Genomic DNA, 20318 nt, shown 5'->3' with positions numbered 1-20318 from the left:
AGATATAAGGCGCAGGGTTAGCGCCTTATATCTATTTGTGTTTTATCCATCAATTGGTGGTGAGCGATGCATTAATCACTCTCTAAAACAACAATCACTTAAGCAAATGTTTCCTGAGAATTTACATTTATCAGAAATGTTAGCGGATTAGGTCAGTCATGTTGGGTATCGAAGTTAATTATTTCTTAGTGCTAGAATCAGCCATAATGGCTAATACTTCTTCGTAGGAAAGGTTTAATTCGCGAGAGAGGTTAATGATTTTGGTTTTATAGGTTTGAATGTTTTCTTGTTGTGCGAGCTGATGTTTCTTTTCTTCTACTAATTCGTTAACAGTTTCTTGCAGTATCAATAATCGACGTAAACTGTAGTCTAGGGATTTGATATATTTTCCCATTTGTTGTTTATTACGGGCTTGCTCAAGATCCATTGAGGCTTTTTTCTCATATCCATATTCATCCAGCGCAGCGATAGCGCTTTGCAAATCAAGATCTGTTGTCATTTGGTGTTCACTTTATTACAAGAAGTTGAGAAGCTAAATAATGAATTTGCTTTACCCAAGCGGGTGTCATAGGAGGTTAACTATCGCAGATTATCATGTTTCTGCCAATGCTCATAAAGTAATTAAAGCGTAAAAGTAACTAAAAAGTCGAGTTTCGCATTGGGCTTGTAGGGGTCTACAATAATGGTTAGTCTAAACTTTTCACTTCGCGGAGAGCCAAATGCTTGATCTATTGCCTGATTTGTTCGATCACTATCCATCAAAATTGACGCTGTTACCGCTCGATTTTCGTAGTTTTGGTGGTAAGCGTTTGTTTTGGGGTGAAGTTGTTACGGTTAAATGTTTTGAAGATAACTCCAAAGTGAAAGAAGTGCTGGCCCAGCCTGGTCATGGAAAAGTGTTAGTCGTCGATGGTGGTAGTTCGTCCCGTCGGGCGTTATTGGGGGATTTGATTGCACAAAGTGCCCTCGATAACGGCTGGCAAGGCGTGGTGATTAATGGCTATGTCCGTGATGCGGCGAGGCTTTCTACTTTTAACCTCGGCGTTTATGCCTTAGGGGCTATGCCGATCAAGACCGAAAAATTAAACCAAGGTCAAATCGATGTGCCGATTGAGTTTGGTACTGTCGTGATTAAACCCGGCATGATGCTTTATGCCGATGAGAATGGCATTGCCGTTAGCGAGGAGTCATTAAACTTCGCTTTTTTAAATTAAGTTTTATCAAAAATTCAAGATGTTATTGATAAGGATGTTTCTATGAAATTCATTAAGTGGCTTATAGCTCTTCTAGTGACCTTAGTCGTTGCTGTCACCGTATATCTCACCGTATTTTTTGACCCTAATGATTTTAAACCGGAAATAGTCAACGCCGTTAAAAAACAAACTGGGCGTGAATTTGTCATTGCTGATGACTTGTCGTGGACGTTTTTTCCCACGGTAGGGATTAATTTAGGGGGTGTTTCTCTCTCTAACCCTGAGGGATTTACCCCAAAATCTATGTTAGAAGTGAATAAAGCGGTGGCCGAAGTCGAGCTTATGCCACTCTTTAGTAAACAAATTGAAATTGCTCAGCTCAGTCTCGATGGTGCAAAAATCAATCTGGTTACTCGTAAAAATGGTAGCTCGAGCCTCGATGGTTTAACGGGCAATGCCGCTGAAAAACCAGCAACGCCTGCCGAGCCAAGCGCCAAAGCGCAATTAACCAGCATTGATGTGGGCGGCGTTTCGATTACCAATACCGAAATCAATTTAATTGATGAAGCCAAGGGACAAACCCAAACCTTAACCTTAAAGCAATTTACGCTGGGGGCATTTTCACTCGATAAATTTGCACCTATTAGCTACGAATTTGCCGCGACCATGCCGGACATGACAGTGAGCAGTAAGGGCGAAGGGCAAATCAAATTAAGCCATGATTTTAATCAACTGGTGATCGAGAAGCTGGATATTGAAACTCAGGTTGAAGGTGAAGGTATCCCCAATAAAAAATTGACTGCCGAGGTCAGTGTAAACAGCCAAATCGCATTAGATAAAAAGCAATTGTCTGCGCACATCAGCAAGTTAACTGCGATGGATATCAATGCAACGGGCAAGTTGGCGGTCAATTATGGCGGAAAAGTACCGCAAATTAGCGCGGATTTCCAACTCGGCGATATTGATCTCGATGCCTTGTTGCCTAAATCTGATACGGCGGAAAAACAAACCGCAGCAACGCCTACACAAACCCAGGCGGCTGAACCAGATCTCACCGCGCTCAATGGCTTGGATGCCAAACTCACCTTAGCGGTAAAATCCATTAAGGTGGCGAACCTATCAACGCAAAACTGGTTGATGGATTTGGGCATTAAGAATGGTGTGGTCGACCTTAAGCAACTGACTGCGGATCTTTACCAAGGTAAGTTGATGCTGAATGCACAGGTCGATGCCCGTTCAAAAGTCGCGAGTTATCAATTTGATAAGCAAATCTCGGGTGTTCAAATTCGTCCATTACTCAAGGATGCCGCCGAGCTGGAAATCCTGGCAGGTACGGCGAATTTTAACGTCAAAGGCAAAGGTAAGAGTTTAATTCCAGAGCAGTTGAAGAAAAACCTACTTGCTAATGGCCGTTTTGATATTACCGACGGTGCCCTTTACGGGGTGAATATTCCGCAAATGATCCGTAGCGCTCAGGCCAAGTTAAAGGGTGATATGTCCGCCGACACGAAAGAGGAGCGTAAAACCGACTTTTCGAGCCTGACGGGTAACTTCACCCTTGAGAATGGTGTGGCGACAAATCCTGATCTTGCCATGTCATCACCACTATTACGGGTGGCGGGTAAGGGCAGTGCAAACCTGCTGACCGAAGGCTTGGATTATCGATTGACCACGACCTTAGTCAACTCCCTTAAAGGTCAAGGCGGCAACGAAAAAGATGCATTGGCTGGCATTGATATTCCACTTGCGATCACCGGCACCTTCCAAAAGCCTGAATATGCCTTAGATACCCAAGCGCTACTGAATAATCAGTTGAAGGAAGAAACGGATAAAGCCAAGGATAAGTTAAAGGATTCCTTACTGAAAAAACTCGGTGGTTTTTAGGAATGCTAAAATACTCCTCCAAGCCAGTGTCGAGGTCTAAGCCTCGAACAACGCAGGCCTTAGGTCGTATCCTGCGTCCGTTTGGTGTAGTGCTGGTAGCGGGGCAGCTATTTGGCTGCTTTGCCCCGCAAGCCCAGCCTAATGTGCCAAAAACGGATATTCGTACCGAGGCGGCTAAACAACCTGAACTGTTACAGACCGCCGATTTAGCCGCAAAGCTACAAGGGATAGAGACAAAATCCAGCTTAAAGGTTGAACAGGTCTCGAGCCATCAGTCTCAGGCTTTGCTTACTGGTGAGCTTTCCCTCGATGCTTTTGTGGATTTTAAACAGCCGCTTAAGGCGACATTAACTGTTCGTAATCCCTCGACTCAGGCGGTTGCACTGCGTTATCACTCGGGCATGACTGCCGATTTGCTACTGACCACAGTGCAAGGAAAGCGTCTTTGGGCTTGGTCTGACGATATGATGTTTACTCAAGCCCTGCGTGATAAGCAGTTAGCCGCTGGTGAGGAGTTAGTGGTCAGGTTTGCGATCCCGCCAAAAGCCTTGGCAGGGATCCCAAATGATGGGGCTCATCTTGAAGCGCAATTTGCCGCAAAGGCGCTGGAGAGCGAATTGCCAGCAATGGCGCCCGTCGTGTACTTGCTCACCCTTGAGTAACGGGATTCTTGCAAACTGCAGTGTATTTAAGATTGCAGATTGAAAGATAGCGGGTTTCAAGGACAAGAGGCTATTTAGGACGATTTTTTGCGAATGAAAAAGGCAGTAACCTAGGGTTACTGCCTTTTTGTTTGCCATTATTACAAATGGCTTAAGTGTTAATGCTTGTAGCTCTTTCGCCGATAAGTCGGACTTAACTCAATATCTAAGCCGTTTTCAAACTCAGCATTAGGCATTTAAATTGCTTTCATCCACAACCAGCTTTAACACTTGGCCGGGTTGAATATATTGTGATGGCGTTAAGCTGTTCCATTCGAGCAGTTCAGCGACGGTCACTTTAAACTTGCTGGCAATGCGTGCTAACGAATCACCAGATTTCACCTTGTAGCTGACGGTACGAATTTGCTCCGCCGCAACTTGGGTTTGCGGTGCTACTATGATCAGTTTTTGGCCCATCTGCAATTTACTGTCTTTGCTTAAATGGTTCCAAGCAGTGAGCTGCTTAACCGATACTTTATGAGCTTGAGCTATTTGCCACAGGGTGTCGCCGGATTTCACTTGGTAAGTCAACTTATTGCCAGAGGTCGAAGTTGCCGCTTTTTTGGGTAATTTCTGGCTGGTTGACATCGCATATAGCTGTTTATCGTCGGCGGATACGGGGATAATCAGATGTCTTCCAGCGACGATAGTGTTATTTTTCATACCATTAGCCGCGCGGATCGCATTGACTGTGGTATGGTGTTTCTGGGCGATGGCGCCGATACTGTCACCGGATTTAATGGTGTATCTGAGCCAACTCACACGGGCATCACTCTCGGTTTCGGCCAGTGCTTTTTTAAACTCTTCTGACTTATCAATCGGCAATACCAAGGTATGGGGGCCAGTCGGAGCGGTCGCCCAGCGATTGTATCCAGGATTGAGTTTTAATAGCTCATGGGTCGTCATATTGGCGAGCCCTGCCGCCATGGCCAAGTCAATTTGGCTATCGATATCAACTACTTCGATAGAAGGGCTGTTATCAATTGGCGCGAGTGTAATACCGTACTCGTCGGCATGTTTTATCACTTCGGCAAGGGCCAATAATTGTGGCACGTAACGCTCAGTCTCTTTTGGGAGATCGAGTGACCAAAAATCGGTTTTAAGTCCTTTATCCTCATTGCGTTTAATCGCATTGAGGACGCGAGACTCACCAGAATTGTAGGCCGCAATCGCATAGAGCCAATTATTATTGGTTTTGTCGTACAGGTATTCGAGCATGTCCAAGGCGGCTACGGTGGAGGCGGGCACATCACGACGGCCGTCGTACCACCAATTCATCTCTAACCCAAAATGGCTTGCCATTGGAGTCGTAAATTGCCAAAGCCCAGATGCAGCACTGGCCGATGAAGCACTGGGATCGAAAGCACTTTCAATAATAGGCAAGAGTGCGATCTCGATCGGCAGATGGCGCTTTTCAAGCTCTTCGACGATCAAATACATGTAAGGCGCCGCACGCTCAGAAATCACTTCGAGGTGTTTGGGGTTGCTAATGTACCAATCGCGATAATAGTTAACTAATTTTTTGTCAGGAACCGGAAGTTGCATTCCTTGACGAATTCGCTCCCAAACATCAGTAATTTGCGCCGATTCAGGTTCGGTTGCGAGATAATACTGTGGGACGCTATTTTCGGTTGTGACGGTTTCAGCTTCAGGTTTGGTCACCTGATGGTTGTCTAAGGTCTGACAACCTGTGAGTAGGGCAAATCCCCCTACTACAACATAAAGTGATACTCTCATGGAAAACGATAGTCCTCTGTTAGTGCATTGCCACTGCACACATCGAATAGCATAAATAAGCTAATTGATTGATTATTATGTAAATAGTGGCAACACAGAGCGCAAAGTATTCACGCAAAAACGAGCCATTCTATGGGATCTTTTCGATCTTGTCCTTAAATTATCGTACATCTTGTAGGGTCACTTTTGATTTACATCATCAAAAGTGGAAAAAATTGTATAAATTTCAGCCATAAATGGATCGTTTTTAACTAGAAAATATCTTTCCACTGCCTGAGTAGGGTAAAACAGGTCAGTTCATCTGTTTTAGTCAGATCTTGATCACAAAACTGATTTTTTATGCTGTTGACTATGGTGGGCGCTAATGGACGCAGGAAGGGATTAATTGCCCGCTCTAATTCTATCGTTGAGGGAATGGTGGCTTTGTTTTGGGCGCGAAGGTCGTTGGTGCGTTTCACATAGGCCTTGAGTGCTTCATTATCGGTATCGACCGCTTGGGCAAATTTCAGATTGGCGAGGGTGTATTCATGGGCGCAGTACACGCGGGTTGTATCGGGCAGCGCCGCGAGCAGACTTAAGGATTGCCACATCTGCGCTGGCGAGCCTTCAAATAAACGGCCGCAGCCCGCGCTAAAAAGCGTATCACCGCAAAATAATGCGCCATCAACCAGATAGGCTATATGCCCAGCCGTATGACCAGGCACGGACAAGATATGCACTGGTGCATCGATAAAGGGCAGGGTGAGTGTATCGCTAGGCTTTGGGTCAATTGGCAGATTGATGCCTTGAATGGCTTCACTTTGTGGGCCATAAACCGCTAAGGTATGGCCTGTTGTCTGCTCAACATGGGCCGCGAGGGCGGCGATCCCTCCAGTGTGATCCCTATGGTGATGGGTTATCAAAATACCTGCAAGCGTGAGTTGATGTTTGTGTAAGTAGTCGAGTACGACATTGGCATCGCCCGGGTCAACCACATACACATTTTGCTGGGAGTCTTGTCGCAACACCCAGATATAATTGTCATTAAAGGCATTAATCGCTGTTATAGTGAGCATAGCACCGCCGATCGCTGTATTTCGATTTGAAGATAGGGTTATTATCCATAAGAGGGGTCCATTTGGCGACTGTTGGTATTGCATGAGACAAAAGCCAAGGCTGTCATGGCAAGATAGGATGATCTCAATTCAGCATTAAGCAAATGGTAACGGGAAGGGAGGAGACTTGTGTCGTATAACAGTACTGTGCGCAAACCCGAGCAATGGGAAGATTTGCCCAATGGTCCTGCACTCCAACAAGCCGTGGCCGATAAGCTTGCCGATTGGTGGCCGAGGGTATTTGGTTATCACCTCCTCAAACTTGGTCCATTAAGTGCCGAGCTGTCGAGCATGGCATCCCCCGTTGCCCATCATTTTTCTTTGTGTTCAGAGCCAAATGCCTCACTCATTGGGGATTTTTGTCATTTGCCCTTACAAAATGGGGTGATCGATGCGGTGCTGATGAGCCTGTTGCTCGAATTTGAGGCCGATCCCTACCGTATTTTGCGGGAAACCGATAGGGTGCTGATCGCCGGCGGTTACTTATTTATTGTGGGTTTTAATCCCCTAAGCCCAGTGTTTCTTGGCAAGTTATGGCCTAAATATCAGGACAATTTGCCCTGGTGCGGACGTTTTTTTATGCCATCTCGGGTGCGAGATTGGTTGGGATTATTAGGTTATCAAGTGGTGAGCGATGAGCGTTTGGTCTATCACCCTTTAATTGGTGAGTTTAATGAAGGCCGTTTTATGCAGCAAACCTTGGCCTCCTGGCTACCCAGTGCGGGCAGTTTATATTTGATTGTGGCGCGTAAATTAGAGTCGCCATTAACGCCCATCCGCGACAAACGTAAAGTGTTACAACCTAATTGGTCTACTGCCCCTAGCGCAGGTCGAACCGGACATTTATCCGAACATACCAAATAAGTTCATCTATATAATGAGTCTGTTATGCGAATAACCTTAAGGCAACTTGCGGTATTTGAAGCTGTTGCACGCAGTGGGCAAGTAGCCAAAGCGGCGGAGCAGGTTAATCTCTCGCCGCCAGCGACCTCAATGGCCTTGGCCGAATTAGAAAAGCAGCTTAACGCCCGTTTATTTGAACGGATTGGTAATAGGTTGCAGCTCAACTCCCAGGGTAATCTGTTACTGCCACTGGCGACGGACTTGTTGCATCGAGTCGAGCAAATCGAGCAGGCGTTCACCCGCCAAGACGGCGATTTGGTCGGGCATTTAAGCGTGAGTGCCAGTTCGACTATCGGCAACTATTTAATGGCGAAGGCGGCGGTGGCCTTTTGTCAGCAACACACTCAGACCCATGTAGATGTGGCGATTACCAATACCCAAGATGTTATCCAATCGGTCGCGCAATTTCGCGCCGAAATGGGCTTTATCGAAGGGCATTGCACCGATAACCGCTTGAATATTGAGCCATGGCATAAGGACAGGTTATTGGTCTTTTGCCATCCCGCCCATCCTCTCGCGGGGCAAACGGTCAAACCCGTTGAGGTCAAAGGCCTATCATGGGTACTCAGGGAGGAAGGCTCGGGTACGCGGGAGTATTTTGTTAATGCTGCCAATGAATTAGGAATGCAGCCCGAGGCGAAGTTTTGTTTTACTACCCCCGATGCTATCAAGCTTGCGGTAAAACAAGGGGCGGGACTTGGCGTGCTCTCTGAATTGGCGCTGGATAAAGACATCAGCCGAAAAGAGTTAGCCCTAGTCACCATCGAAGGCTTAGTGCTAGAGCGTCAGTTTTACCGCATCACCCATAAGAGCCGTCAAGCAACCTCGCTAGGATCGGCCTTTGTGCAGTTTTGCAGTAATTTTTTTCATTTATCTCGGGAATTAACGGCGCAACGTTAAGCGCCGAAATCAAGGCTGGCATTAGGACTCAGCCTGATAACCTTCATCGATCTGGGTAGGGCTCGCTTCGGCGGCGGCGCGGGCGAGTTGATCGCAGCGTTCATTCTCTGCGTGCCCGGCGTGGCCTTTCACCCAACGCCAATCGATATGATGGAGTTGGGCGGCTTTGTCTAGGCGTTTCCAGAGATCGACATTTTTCACCGGTGTTCGATTAGAGGTCATCCAACCTTTTTTCTTCCAACCGTGGATCCAAGTGGTGATCCCTTGGCGCATATATTGGCTATCGCTGGTTAAAATGACCTTGCAAGGCTCTTTTAAGGCCTCGAGGGCAACGATGGGGGCTAATAATTCCATGCGATTATTGGTCGTCAGGGCAAAACCATCGGACATCTCCTTTGTATGGCCCTTATAATTCATTACAATGCCATAGCCACCGGGGCCAGGATTGCCTAAGCAAGAGCCATCGGTGAAGATGTGGATCAGTTTTAGTTCAGTCATCAAATGGTTACCAGCGGCGTAAATATCGGCCGAGTATAACCAAAAAATGTCATAAGAAGCGCATAAAAGTATGAATATTATCTCAAACGCGAGCCGTCAGGTTATTTTGGATACTGAAACCACGGGTATGAACCAAGGCAGTGGTGCAGTGTATTTAGGGCACAGAATTATTGAGATAGGCTGTGTTGAGGTGATCAACCGCCGTTTAACGGGACGTTATTACCATCAATATATTAATCCCGGCCAAGCGATTGACCCAGAAGCTATTGCGGTTCACGGGATCACCGATGAGCGCGTCGCCAATGAGCCGCGATTTCATCAGATAGCGCAGGAGTTTATCGATTTTATCAGTGGCGCAGAAATTGTGGCCCATAACGCAAACTTCGACGTGAGCTTTATGGACCATGAGTTTTCACTGCTGCAGCCTTTAGGGCCAAAGACGAGTGATATTTGTGAGATTTTAGACTCCCTCGACATTGCAAAATTTTTGCATCCAGGGCAAAAGAACAACTTAGACGCGCTGTGTAAACGTTATGGCATAGATAACTCTCGCCGCCTGTACCACGGGGCATTACTCGACGCCGAGATCCTTGCTGATGTGTATTTGGCGATGACGGGCGGGCAGACTAAGTTTAATCTTTCTAACGAAGAAGTCGGCCAAGAGGCCGGTGGTATTCAACGCTTTGATCCCACATCACTTAATCTTAAAGTGATCCGCGCATCTGCCGATGAACTCGTTATGCATGAAGAGCGTCTTGATTTAGTCGCAAAATCAGGAAAATGCCTCTGGAGAGGATAATTTATTGCCTATGACGATGTCGCTGCGAAAATCCCTACTGAATACCACCTTAGTGCTCAGCAGTCTCTGCTTGAGCGCGCCATCGTTTGCGGCTGATGCTGAGCCTGTAGCGGTAAAACCGACAACGCCAGCCATGAATCTGACGACTCAGGGCAAAGATGCGCAGCCCAGTGACACAAAAGCGACTGCCATTAAAGTCAATGAGGTTAATGCGAGTGCCGATAAACCCGCTGACGCAAAAGTAAACGCCGAAAAGCAAGTTGATGCAAAACCGATCACGGAAGTTAAGGCAAAACCGCCCAAGCCTATGACTACTCAAGCGGTGCCTGTGAGTACTGCTTCTGAACTTAAAAATCGATTTAGAGTTGACCATATGGTCAGCAGTATGACGCTGTTGATCCAACGGGAGTACGGCTCTGCGCCTGTGGTTATCGTTCTGCCCGACGGCAGTAAGTGGTACGCCAATCGTCATCCAGAAACGGTAAAATGGGTCGATGGCATCACCGGAGACATCATTTATATCGAATCGCCTCAACCTGGCCCTTGGCAATTGGTGGGTAAGGTGGTTCCAGGTTCGCAACTCAAACGTGTCTCTAAACTTGAGATTGAAGTGCAGCAACTGCCACAGCCGTTATTCCAAGGCGAAGAAGCCAAAGTCGTCGCCCAATTAATGGGGGATGCGGAGCGGGTACGCATGCCGGGGCTAGATTATTTAGTCGAGTGGACCGCGCATTTTGTGAGTAAACATCGCGCTGGAGATGAGAACTTTGCCGCCGGTGACATTATCGTCGGCTCTTACAAAGATAATGGCGAAAAGTTCGATGAAAGACCCGACGATGGCATGTTTACCAGCGATATCAATCTAAAACAGCCCTGGGGCGAGTACGATTTTGTGGTGCAGGCACGTAACAACGTGTTTGAGAGACAGGTTTCATTTCCCTTTACCTTATCTCCAAGGCCAGTTAATGCCGAGGTGATCACCCCAGAGGATCCCTTAACAGGACAATGGAAAATCATGTTGCACGCCGATAGCAGTGTGCTGCAATTGGCTGAAACCCATTTCTCCTTCGAGCTTGTTGGGCCAGCAGGTTTACAACTTCCTCTTGTGCTACATGGGCTTAAGGAGAGTGAAACTGAATTGCAAATACCGCCTGTTACCGAGTTTGGCAGCTACCGGATTAAAGGCACTGTGGCGACAACGACAGTCACGGGTCGTCAAATTATGCTGGATTTACCCGAACTCTTCTTTAACTTAGTTCAACCTCCTGAACCTCCACCGAGTGAAGAGGAGTTAGCCGCCGTTGCAGCCCAAAAAGCCGCTGAAGAAGAAGCCGTCGCAAAACAGGATGCGCTGTTTTGGATCATTACCATCAATGCTGTGTTAATAGTGCTTGGCGTTGCGGGGCTGATTATTTGGCGTAAGCGGCAGAGTTTAGCGCAGGCGCTAGCCGCTGCAGAGCAGCGTATGTTAGATGAGGCGGAGCAGAATAAGCCTGAAGCCCCATCCCTTGATGAGATTGATTTAACGATGCCGGACGAGTCTGACCCGCGAAGATAAATTAACCACCCAATGCAGGGGGAGTTTACACAGGTTTTGCGGATATTTTGTTCACTTATCATGGGGTTTTGTTAAGTTTGGCGAAATTTTAACTAAACGATGCAATAGAGTGAAAAAAACGGTTGACGCTTCGAACGCTCAACCGTATTATTCACCGCAACTTGAGTGGAGCGGTAGTTCAGTTGGTTAGAATACCGGCCTGTCACGCCGGGGGTCGCGGGTTCGAGTCCCGTCCGCTCCGCCAGTCAAGTTATTGAAAGTTAAAATTATAGTGCTCAAGTAGCGGTATAATAAAAAGTTTGGAGCGGTAGTTCAGTTGGTTAGAATACCGGCCTGTCACGCCGGGGGTCGCGGGTTCGAGTCCCGTCCGCTCCGCCAACATTCATGAAGCCCATGCTATTAAATAGCATGGGCTTTTTGATTTTATCTATTCAATATTCCCAATCTGTCGACGAGTAAGTCGAGTGCCCAATACGTGACATCTTACACTGACAAACCATTCGTTTAAGGGAAAATCGAGACCGATGTTGAAGGATTAACTCGAATCTGACCACTTTTGATTTTTAGAAAATAGGTTCCCATTTTCTTCAAGATTTCCAAATCTTAGGTTCGCTCTGTGAGTTGTCCTTTAAGTCTTAATACCTCGTAGCAAGCTCTGCTTCTATGGACCTAGTGTTTGATTTCATCTCGGCACGGGAGCACCAATTGTAGAGTTCTGACTCATAAAATTAAGCCCATGAATAGCTGCAGACATGCCAATTTTCTGAGCGATCTTAATGGCTTAGTCTTAAATTATTATGTATGGATTTTAGGGGTTCTGTGTTGCCTTATATCACTAGATATAAGGCTTACGGTTGTTTACCGAAATTGTGGAGATTTAGAAAGGTGGCCGGCAATTTTATAGAACAAATAATTAAGGCTCGTGCTCCACAAGTACCAAAGAAAGCCAAATTTAAAGAGTGATTGCATGCAGTTGATTTCGGAGCAGAGCAACAAAATGCGGAACTTCTTTGGGCTAAAAAAGTGTTACTGGCAGCTCTCAGGCCTTACACATTAAATGCTTTAATAAAAAACGGGAGACTTGTTCTATTGGCAAAGGACGGCTGTACAAATAGCCCTGAATAATATCGCAACCTCGCTCAAGCAATGCATCATATTGTGCTTGAGTTTCAACACCTTCGGCCACCACATCTAATCCGAGTTTATGCGCCAGTTCGATTATCCCTTCACAAACATCGGCATCACGGGGATCGGTGGCCATATGAATAATGAAACTGCGATCCAGTTTCAACGCATTGATCGGTAGGCGTTTAAGATATGACATGGATGAGTAACCCGTGCCAAAATCATCAATATAAAGTTGGATATTCAATTCTCTCAACGCTTGGAGTTTACTGATGGCTTCCTCGGGATTGTGCATCATCATTGACTCTGTTACCTCCATTTCCAGCATGTTGGGTTTAATTGCATATTGAGCAAGTAACAACTTCACCCGATCTAGTAATGTGGAACTGGTTAGTTGGCTGGGAGAAAGATTAACGGCTATTTGAATTTCACCTAATCCTTGAGTCGACCATGCTGATAATTGTTGGCAGGCTGTTTCTATCACCCAGTCGCCAATTTGATTTATCAAACCAAGGCTCTCTGCCAGAGGGATAAACAATGCTGGAGACATAAAGCCATGCATGGGTCTGTTCCAGCGGAGTAGGGCCTCAACTCCTGCGACTTGTTTGTCTGCCAAGCGTATTTTGGGTTGGTAATAGAGTTCAAATTGTTTCTCTATTAAAGCAATGCGCAAATCCCGTTCTAACAGTATTCTCTCAGATACGGCTTTACTGAGATGAGCAGAATAAAACTGTATCTGATCGCGCCCTTGATCTTTGGCATGATACATAGCTGATTCGGCATGTTTAATTAAGTGCCAAACCATATCGCCATCTGCAGGGTAACTACTGACACCCACACTCGCCGTTAGATGAAAGACTTGTCCTGCAACCCGATATGGTTCGGCACATACCATTCGTAGACGTTCTGCGACCATGGCCACTTCGTCTGCCGATCCTGTTTTTGCCAGTAATATGGCAAAGTCACCACTGGAAAATCTGGCAAGACTACCGGACAACCAATCACACTGATCCAACCGTCTAGCAGCTGCTTTGATAATCTCATTTGCAGATTCATGACCCAATGCATTATTTACATATTTAAACTGATCAAAATTTATCAGTAATACCGCTAACTGTTGTTTAGAACGCTTTGCATTGTCCAGTGCTAGTTGTAACGATTGTTCAAATTTGTGCTGGTTAGGAAGGCCGGTCAGATTATCTGTAACACGCTGATATTCTAGATGTTCCTTGAGTTGTAAGAGTTCAGTGATTTCAGTTGAAAATCCAACTAATGCAGGTTCTTGTCCCGGCAGTTTTATCGGTACTTTTATTGACCAAAAAGAACGTTCAATACCGTCGGCTCCAACGACTATTTCTTGTGTACTCTTACGCAAACCGGATTGAAAAACTTGCTTATCCATCTCCATTAAAGGATCCGCAAAATTCTCATTCATCAATTCGAGATCGGTTTTACCGATAATATCACTTAATGAACGATTGTGGAGTTCAACAATTTTGTGATTAGCATATAGATATTTACCGTCAATCGACTTCATATAAACAAAGGCATCAATGTTTGAAAGAAGAGTATTAAGCAATTGATTGTGCTCACCAATTCTATCTGCAATACTTCTGCGGCCTGTGATGTCAATCGATATGCCAAATAGTCCAGAAATATCACCGTTAATGTCTCGTAGTGGTATTCTAATTGACCAAAAAAGCCGTTTTTCTCTGGTCTTTCTAACGACCAGCTCCTCCTCCATTAATAATTCTTCACCCTGTTGTAAAACCCTTTTATCTCCTTCGCGCAGTATTTTTGCTAGCCCAAGCTCCAAGAATTGTTCAGCCTTCTGCCCCAAGATTTCTGGCAAGGATGCCTGATAAAATTTACAGACAGCTTCATTTACGAAGGTATAGCGATCAGCATGGTCTTTCGTGAATATGTAGACACCAGCCTGATTCAATAAGGGTGCCAATTGGATAAGTTGAACTTGTGTATCCGCATCTTGAAAACGACTACTCGGCATTATTGTCGTCCCACGCTTAACGTGAAATAAAGGGGGGATGAAGCCTTTTTTGAATCAATTTCAATGCACATGATTTTATCATTCACTTGATGTTTTTTGATGAGTATAGACGTAATCATCAAAGCTATAGATTTATGCCTTGTGTGAGCCTCAAGTAGCGGTAAACAATTCCAGTAGAATAAGTCGACTAATGTAGCAGGCTCTAATGTAACACTTTATGCAGTATAGCATCTCTAATGGTGTGGAAAAATGGCTTTTTTTCAAAACGTTAAATGATGAACAGTCCTTTGTGTCTGCTTGAATATTAACTGTACCATGAGTTTTAGGCATTCCTCGCCCAATAAGCTTGTTTCACGTCTTTATCCTGGCGTAGTTTTTCCTAACAGAGCGTTATCATTTCGAATACTCAAGGTATCCGCTAGCAGATGCTTTACCCTCAACCATGGCGCTGACTGAGATTGTTCCTTGATACTAGTAGCACACTTCTTTCACCGCCCATAAGGCTTTTGGCAACCGATTGCTATGTGACGTCTATTTTCCTATCAGTGGTTTTGTCATGAGGTTTTGGTTGAAAAACAAGGTAGAAAGTGGAGCGTACAGATCAAATCAATTGCACATGTTTTAGTTCAATCAACTTAGGAAACACAGTCTATAAAACGATAGTGGTTAATCATTCTACCACTATAATTCAAAATGTTACGGGGTTGTCTAGATGCAAATTTAATATAGCTATCGCAGTTAAATTTTATTTACTACGGGTAGCTATTCTATTCTGTCGTTGTTTGTATTGACATCCTAATATTTAACCATTAATTGATATGTTGTTAGAGTCATCCTTCCGCCCATCTTGGCAGTTAATAAAGCTACGGAATACCTTAGTGTTTATAATGTCGACTTTAATAGAATTCCTGGAGCCGAAGTGGTTCATTTTTTATCGAGTCGTCATAAGTTTGCATTTTGCTATTCCTGTCTAAAAAAATTCTCTTAAAAATAAATTTACTTGTTAATGATGTCAAAGAGTCTTATTTTAATGTTTCAATGATTTTTGATATGGCTTGTGGAGAAAATTATGTTTGATGCTTTAGTCTTGACACAAGAAGATAGTCGTATAAACGCTCGAGTTGCTCAGATCAGCGAAACGGATCTACCTGAAGGTGAAGTCTTAGTCGATGTTGCTTATTCCTCATTAAATTATAAAGATGGTTTAGCAGTGACGGGAACAGGCAAAATTATTCGTCAGTTTCCTATGGTTCCTGGGATCGATTTTGCCGGTGTTGTTAACCAATCGAATGATCCTAGATATCAAGCTGGCGATCAGGTGATTTTGACAGGGTGGGGCGTAGGCGAAAATCACTGGGGCGGTATGGCGCAAAAAGCTAGAGTCAAAGCGGATTGGTTGGTATCTATGCCCCAAAACTGTGACCCTGCCAAAGCGATGATGATTGGTACCGCAGGGCTTACGGCGATGTTATGCGTGCAAGCACTTGAGCAGGCTGGCGTGACGCCTCAAAGTGGGGATATTCTGGTCACAGGAGCCAGCGGTGGTGTGGGTTCTGTTGCTGTGACTCTACTTGCCAATGCTGGCTATCGTGTGGTCGCCTGCAGTGGTCGGGTTGAGCAGAATACGCCATTATTGCTGCAGCTTGGTGCAGCAGAAGTAATTGATCGTCGTGAGCTTGAGCAAGATGCAAAGCCGCTCGAGGCGCAGCGCTGGGCAGGTGTGGTTGATACCGTTGGTAATAAGATCCTCGCTAAGGCATTAGCACAAATTCAATACGGTGGTGCTGCCGCGATTTGTGGTTTAGCGGGCGGGTTTGCCTTACCAACAACCGTAATGCCATTTATTTTGCGGGGAGTAAATTTACTGGGAATCGATTCGGTTTATTGTCCATTTGAGAAACGAAAGGCTGCGTGGGAAGCTGTGGTTAAAGCGTTACCAGCGCATTTTTATCAACAAGCATGCCAACAGATATCATTGGCAGAGGTTCCTGACTTTGCGAATAAGATTATTCAAGGCCAAGTTACAGGGCGTGTATTAGTTAGGCTTTAATCTAATAATATTTGTAATAGATAGGTTTTATCTCTCTTTCTATTTTATAAATGGCAGCACATTAGTGTTGCCATTTTTATTTTAATTATCATGCTTGTTTAGCCTGGCTACGTTAATGGAGTTGTGTCAATTTTTGGAATGGTTTCCATAATTGAACTTGAGTCAAATTTTGTCGCAAAACTGAATTTGGTTTACATTTATTTTGTTGCACTCATTTTAGCCTAAGTAAGTCTGGTAATTCTCACGTTTTGGAATGTATTCCACCTTTAATATGTCCCTGTCTACTAAAACAATAAGGGTGATGACAGATGAGAAAATATGATCTGCTAGGACGCCGTAATTTTATTAAAGGCTTGGGTGCCGCTACAGGTGTTGCAATTGCAGCACCTGCTATGGCGTTATCAGAAAAGGCCGACGGTGTTAAATGGGATAAAGAAGTTGAAGTGCTAATTGTGGGATCTGGTTTTGCAGGATTGGCTGCAGGTATAGAGGCTATTCGCAAAGGCGCTAAAGATGTACATATATTTGAAAAAATGTCTTATTTCGGTGGTAACTCTGCAATTAACGGCGGTTTATTCGCGGCACCTGGGACGCCAATGCAGAAAAAAGAAGGCATTGATGATTCAGTTGAAAAAATGGTAGCAGATCAAATTGCATCTGGCCGCGGTATTGCGGACGAGAGCTTATTACGGCATGTGGCTTCACATGCTGTAGAGGCGCTGCAAATGACGTTAGATGCAGGAGCTGAATTTCATCCATATTTGCAGCAACTGGGTGGTCATTCCGTTGCTCGAACTTACCAAACGAGTGTGAGTTGTGGTGCCGGTATTACTCAACCTCTGCTAAAAGAGTGCCGCAGGCTAGGTGTAAAGACCCATAACCGCGCTAAGTTTGAAGGTTTCATTCTGGGGGGGAAGGGAAATGTTGTCGGTGTGAAAATGCGCGAAAACTATCACTTTGCTGAAGATCAACCAGGGAAGGTTGTTAATATTCGAGCATTGCGAGGCGTGCTTATGGCGACCGGCGGCTTTGCGCAGAATATCGATTTTCGGATGGCGCAAGATCCGACGCTAACCTCTGAAGTAGGCTGTACCAATGCGCCTGGCGCGACGGGTGAGGGCATGTTGGAAATGTTCCGCTTAGGGGCAGTGCCTGTCCACCTTGCCCATATCCAATCTGGGCCATGGGCTTCGCCCGATGAAGGCGGCTTTGGCTATGTATCTAATTATTCGATTTTTAACTTCCCTCATTCAATTGCGATTAACTGTATGACTGGTAAACGCTTTATGGATGAGATTGCGGACCGGAAAACACGAGCCGATGCGGAGTTGGCATGTCGTGATGCTAAAGGTGAACCGCTACCACCCATTTTAATTACGAGTTTTAAAGACTCTAAGCAGCATCCTAATACTGCCAAAGTGCTTAAATATAATGTGGGTTGGAAGTTCGATACTCTTGAGGCGTTAGCGAAACACTTTGGCATACCAATCGAGCCATTAAAAGCGCAGATTGAAGAATATAACAGCTATGTCAAAACGGGCGTTGATAAGCAATTTAACAAGAATATGACAAAAGCCAAGGATAAATATATTGAAGCGCCATTTACCGTAGTTCGTCTATGGCCAAAAGTGCATTACTGCCAAGGTGGTGTGCAGGTCAATACTAAGGCACAAGTGAAAGACAGCTTTACGGGTCAACCTATCCCAGGTTTGTATGCTGCAGGTGAAGTCTGTGGTGGTATTCACGGTGTTAGCCGTCTGGGGAGCTGCTCAATTCCAGAATGTATGGTGATGGGTATGACAGCCGCCCGCAGCATGATGCAAGCCTAAGTGGCCAGTAAATAAGAGGAATCAATAATGAAAATGTTAAATATTGTACTCGCACTGGTCTTAGGTGGCTTGGTGAGTCTGTCTGCTCACGCCGTAGAACAACGTCCTTGGCATAAAGAAGTCATTGGCAAAGATTGTAAGGTATGTCACGACAATGGCATCAAGCAATTTCCTTCGGATCAAGCTTGTTTGCAGTGTCACGATGTGGATGATTTAGCAAAGAAAACGGCTCGTAGTGAAGAGGATAAGTGGCAGAATCCACATAATAATCTGCATTATGGTAAAGATCTGCCGTGTCAGGAATGTCACGGTGAACATAAGTCTAAGCAACCTTTATGCAGTAATTGCCACACCTTTAAGTTTGACAAGTATAAAAAGTAAAGGCTCCGACATGGCCTAGGATTACCCTAGGCTATCACTCAATCTTAACTCGCTTAATGTTTAAGATGATATAAATTTGGCGCCACCTAAGTTTATGAAACAAATATAGCGAATTGACAAATTAAATTATCCCTGCAAAGCAATTTATAGTTAACATCCTCGCTTTATGTGCCCCTTAGTGGTTATGACTAAGGGGCTTTTTTATGGTTTTTAGTTAAATATCCTTGTTAAACATGATGTTACAACTTATGTGGCCAGTATTGCTTTTTTAGTCGGCTAGGCTGTTTTGCCTATGTGCTAGCTACATTTTTGGAATGGATTCCAAGCGTATTATTCACTCCGTAAGTGGTTAGAAAAATAATATGTGAATAAGGATGAGATGAATGAAAAAGGCAATCATTGCTCTGTCATTGTTATCGATAAACGCTGCTATGGCAGCTAATCTACCTGACTATTTAGATGAGACGGATATATACAATGCACGGTTTAAGTGTTTGGGAGAACCTGTCAAGCATTCGAAAGCAGATCAAAATTATCTCGATATGCTTTGGGATGAGACGCTAACCTACCTTAAGGCCTACGCTATCGCGTTAACCAATGGCGAAAACAGTCACTGCCTGAATTCTGATGAGGCCATTGTCGATTCGACCCTGAGTGCAAATAAGATGTGCATTATGGATCGTAGAGACATGCAGTTGATGGTGAAAAACATCTATCAGGTGATCTACAACGCCGACAAGGCTAAACAATGTTTCGGCGCCCGTGAAGAGGTTAATTGGATTTATAACCCCGGTGGCGAATTAACCAAACACTCACCCGTTGCGCAGTATTTCAAGCGTACAACGTTTGATGAATTCTTTAAAACAAAGGTGACAAATAAAGAGGTGCAGAAATTAGGTCAGATCTTCACTGATAATTTCTATAAGATGGTCACTGGTGATGAAGTGAAAATGCCCTCAGCCTTTCCATATGATATCAGCGCCAACACTCTACCCAATTTGTGGGCAGCAGCAGGTTGGTTTCCTATGTATGCCGAAGAGAGTAAGCGAAATGATAAGAATTTTAACAACATCCGCGGTGGCTATGCCTATGCTGAGATCTTCGGTCATTGGGGATTACTCCGTATCGATGAGATTAATGGTGAAAAGGTGGGTGCTGAAGTGGGGATGACAGTACAGTTAGTCGATACGCTCTATCCCTATCACAATCATGCGATTGCGGAGATCTACTACAACATGCGCGTACCCGCGTGTGCCAATCAATTTAAGAGTTTTGCCGTACGTGCTGATTCGCCCTTGCTCAAGACGGTGAAGCAAGATGACAAAATGCGCAGAGTGCAATTCGATGCCGCACAACACAATGGCCATACCATGTGGTTAGCCAGCAGCTATCAGCAAGATCCCTTGATGTATTTCCACAAGAACACAATACATGCTTTTGATATCGATGGTAGCTGTGAAGCTAAGCCTCATGAGCGGGCTATTGTCTCGGTTTGGGCCAGAAGTAATGCCCATGACAAGCGCAATGACTATGGAACGACACTGCTGTGTGAGTCGGCGAAACATCCAGGGACTCCAGCAAATAAAGATGAGGTTATTCAGTGTGATCTGACTAACTTGAAGTGGTAATAACGGAAAAATAAGGCCAAAAATAAGGTC

Annotated in this window: 16 protein-coding genes and 2 tRNA genes; 13 read left to right on the top strand and 5 right to left on the bottom strand. The window is 44.9% G+C overall.

The features are described 5' to 3' along the window. Positions 1-178 precede the first annotated feature (178 nt). Complete coding sequence (locus SHEWMR4_RS11410; RefSeq protein ID WP_011622929.1) at positions 179-499, bottom strand: hypothetical protein; 321 nt, start codon at positions 497-499, stop codon at positions 179-181. Between the two features lie 220 nt (positions 500-719). On the opposite strand from SHEWMR4_RS11410, the gene SHEWMR4_RS11405 reads away from it, so the two are divergent. From SHEWMR4_RS11405 to SHEWMR4_RS11395, 3 genes are read left to right on the top strand one after another with little or no spacing between them, the layout of a single operon-like run. Then, positions 720-1214: a putative 4-hydroxy-4-methyl-2-oxoglutarate aldolase gene (locus SHEWMR4_RS11405; protein ID WP_011622928.1), complete on the top strand. Its 495-nt coding sequence runs from the start codon at positions 720-722 to the stop codon at positions 1212-1214. Between the two features lie 42 nt (positions 1215-1256). Further along, positions 1257-3077 (top strand): AsmA family protein, encoded by a 1821-nt coding sequence (locus tag SHEWMR4_RS11400; RefSeq protein ID WP_011622927.1) that lies wholly within the window; start codon positions 1257-1259, stop codon positions 3075-3077. 2 nt (positions 3078-3079) lie between these two features. Beyond that, positions 3080-3739, top strand: coding sequence for a BsuPI-related putative proteinase inhibitor (locus SHEWMR4_RS11395; protein WP_011622926.1), 660 nt, complete (start codon positions 3080-3082; stop codon positions 3737-3739). Positions 3740-3967: 228 nt separating this feature from the next. Here SHEWMR4_RS11395 and SHEWMR4_RS11390 read toward each other — a convergent pair whose 3' ends face one another. Further along, on the bottom strand, positions 3968-5515 hold the full coding sequence (locus tag SHEWMR4_RS11390) for a LysM peptidoglycan-binding domain-containing protein (protein WP_011622925.1): 1548 nt from the start codon (positions 5513-5515) through the stop codon (positions 3968-3970). Between the two features lie 251 nt (positions 5516-5766). Further along, the gene (gene gloB, locus SHEWMR4_RS11385; RefSeq protein ID WP_041408782.1) at positions 5767-6570 is read right to left on the bottom strand and encodes a hydroxyacylglutathione hydrolase; all 804 of its coding nucleotides are present in this window, start codon (positions 6568-6570) and stop codon (positions 5767-5769) included. Between the two features lie 168 nt (positions 6571-6738). Between gloB and SHEWMR4_RS11380 the strand changes: the two genes are divergently transcribed. Both SHEWMR4_RS11380 and SHEWMR4_RS11375 read left to right on the top strand, forming a co-directional pair. Next, entirely contained in the window at positions 6739-7473 is a 735-nt protein-coding gene (locus SHEWMR4_RS11380) for a class I SAM-dependent methyltransferase (protein WP_011622923.1), read from the top strand. A gap of 24 nt (positions 7474-7497) precedes the next feature. Next, complete coding sequence (locus tag SHEWMR4_RS11375) at positions 7498-8412, top strand: LysR substrate-binding domain-containing protein (protein ID WP_011622922.1); 915 nt, start codon at positions 7498-7500, stop codon at positions 8410-8412. A gap of 21 nt (positions 8413-8433) precedes the next feature. Here SHEWMR4_RS11375 and rnhA read toward each other — a convergent pair whose 3' ends face one another. Continuing rightward, entirely contained in the window at positions 8434-8910 is a 477-nt protein-coding gene (gene rnhA / locus SHEWMR4_RS11370) for a ribonuclease HI (protein WP_011622921.1), read from the bottom strand. 70 nt (positions 8911-8980) lie between these two features. Here rnhA and dnaQ point away from each other — a divergent pair, with 70 nt between their 5' ends. The 4 genes from dnaQ (at position 8981) to SHEWMR4_RS11350 (ending at position 11645) form a co-directional block, all read left to right on the top strand. Continuing rightward, complete coding sequence (gene dnaQ, locus SHEWMR4_RS11365; protein WP_011622920.1) at positions 8981-9709, top strand: DNA polymerase III subunit epsilon; 729 nt, start codon at positions 8981-8983, stop codon at positions 9707-9709. 307 nt (positions 9710-10016) lie between these two features. Next, positions 10017-11267, top strand: coding sequence for a TIGR03503 family protein (locus tag SHEWMR4_RS11360; RefSeq protein WP_227499253.1), 1251 nt, complete (start codon positions 10017-10019; stop codon positions 11265-11267). A 167-nt stretch (positions 11268-11434) separates the two neighbouring features. Continuing rightward, a tRNA-Asp gene (locus tag SHEWMR4_RS11355) sits at positions 11435-11511 on the top strand. 57 nt (positions 11512-11568) lie between these two features. Further along, a tRNA-Asp gene (locus tag SHEWMR4_RS11350) sits at positions 11569-11645 on the top strand. Positions 11646-12306: 661 nt separating this feature from the next. Here SHEWMR4_RS11350 and SHEWMR4_RS11345 read toward each other — a convergent pair. Then, positions 12307-14400 carry a putative bifunctional diguanylate cyclase/phosphodiesterase gene (locus SHEWMR4_RS11345; RefSeq protein WP_011622918.1) on the bottom strand — a complete coding sequence of 698 codons (2094 nt, stop codon included), beginning with the start codon at positions 14398-14400 and terminating at the stop codon, positions 12307-12309. 1069 nt (positions 14401-15469) lie between these two features. On the opposite strand from SHEWMR4_RS11345, the gene SHEWMR4_RS11340 reads away from it, so the two are divergent. The 4 genes from SHEWMR4_RS11340 to SHEWMR4_RS11325 all read left to right on the top strand — a co-directional run bounded on the left by SHEWMR4_RS11340 (position 15470) and on the right by SHEWMR4_RS11325 (position 20288). Further along, positions 15470-16450, top strand: a complete 981-nt coding sequence (locus SHEWMR4_RS11340; RefSeq protein ID WP_011622917.1) for an MDR family oxidoreductase — start codon at positions 15470-15472, stop codon at positions 16448-16450. 308 nt (positions 16451-16758) lie between these two features. Continuing rightward, positions 16759-18279 carry a flavocytochrome c gene (locus SHEWMR4_RS11335; protein WP_011622916.1) on the top strand — a complete coding sequence of 507 codons (1521 nt, stop codon included), beginning with the start codon at positions 16759-16761 and terminating at the stop codon, positions 18277-18279. Between the two features lie 27 nt (positions 18280-18306). Then, complete coding sequence (locus tag SHEWMR4_RS11330; protein WP_011622915.1) at positions 18307-18660, top strand: cytochrome c3 family protein; 354 nt, start codon at positions 18307-18309, stop codon at positions 18658-18660. A 383-nt stretch (positions 18661-19043) separates the two neighbouring features. Continuing rightward, entirely contained in the window at positions 19044-20288 is a 1245-nt protein-coding gene (locus tag SHEWMR4_RS11325; protein ID WP_011622914.1) for a hypothetical protein, read from the top strand. Positions 20289-20318: the final 30 nt, after the last annotated feature.

Origin of the sequence: Shewanella sp. MR-4 (assembly GCF_000014685.1) — a bacterium.
In the GTDB taxonomy this organism is placed as follows: domain Bacteria; phylum Pseudomonadota; class Gammaproteobacteria; order Enterobacterales; family Shewanellaceae; genus Shewanella.
This window is presented reverse-complemented; position numbering and strand designations above follow the sequence as displayed.

Coding starts and splice junctions, on each gene's coding strand:
- SHEWMR4_RS11410 (WP_011622929.1), bottom strand. CDS start 499: ATGACAACAGATCTTGATTTGCAAAGCGCTATCGCTGCGCTGGATGAA.
- SHEWMR4_RS11405 (WP_011622928.1), top strand. CDS start 720: ATGCTTGATCTATTGCCTGATTTGTTCGATCACTATCCATCAAAATTG.
- SHEWMR4_RS11400 (WP_011622927.1), top strand. CDS start 1,257: ATGAAATTCATTAAGTGGCTTATAGCTCTTCTAGTGACCTTAGTCGTT.
- SHEWMR4_RS11395 (WP_011622926.1), top strand. CDS start 3,080: ATGCTAAAATACTCCTCCAAGCCAGTGTCGAGGTCTAAGCCTCGAACA.
- SHEWMR4_RS11390 (WP_011622925.1), bottom strand. CDS start 5,515: ATGAGAGTATCACTTTATGTTGTAGTAGGGGGATTTGCCCTACTCACA.
- gloB (WP_041408782.1), bottom strand. CDS start 6,570: ATGCTCACTATAACAGCGATTAATGCCTTTAATGACAATTATATCTGG.
- SHEWMR4_RS11375 (WP_011622922.1), top strand. CDS start 7,498: ATGCGAATAACCTTAAGGCAACTTGCGGTATTTGAAGCTGTTGCACGC.
- rnhA (WP_011622921.1), bottom strand. CDS start 8,910: ATGACTGAACTAAAACTGATCCACATCTTCACCGATGGCTCTTGCTTA.
- dnaQ (WP_011622920.1), top strand. CDS start 8,981: ATGAATATTATCTCAAACGCGAGCCGTCAGGTTATTTTGGATACTGAA.
- SHEWMR4_RS11360 (WP_227499253.1), top strand. CDS start 10,017: ATGACTACTCAAGCGGTGCCTGTGAGTACTGCTTCTGAACTTAAAAAT.
- SHEWMR4_RS11345 (WP_011622918.1), bottom strand. CDS start 14,400: ATGCCGAGTAGTCGTTTTCAAGATGCGGATACACAAGTTCAACTTATC.
- SHEWMR4_RS11340 (WP_011622917.1), top strand. CDS start 15,470: ATGTTTGATGCTTTAGTCTTGACACAAGAAGATAGTCGTATAAACGCT.
- SHEWMR4_RS11335 (WP_011622916.1), top strand. CDS start 16,759: ATGAGAAAATATGATCTGCTAGGACGCCGTAATTTTATTAAAGGCTTG.
- SHEWMR4_RS11330 (WP_011622915.1), top strand. CDS start 18,307: ATGAAAATGTTAAATATTGTACTCGCACTGGTCTTAGGTGGCTTGGTG.
- SHEWMR4_RS11325 (WP_011622914.1), top strand. CDS start 19,044: ATGAAAAAGGCAATCATTGCTCTGTCATTGTTATCGATAAACGCTGCT.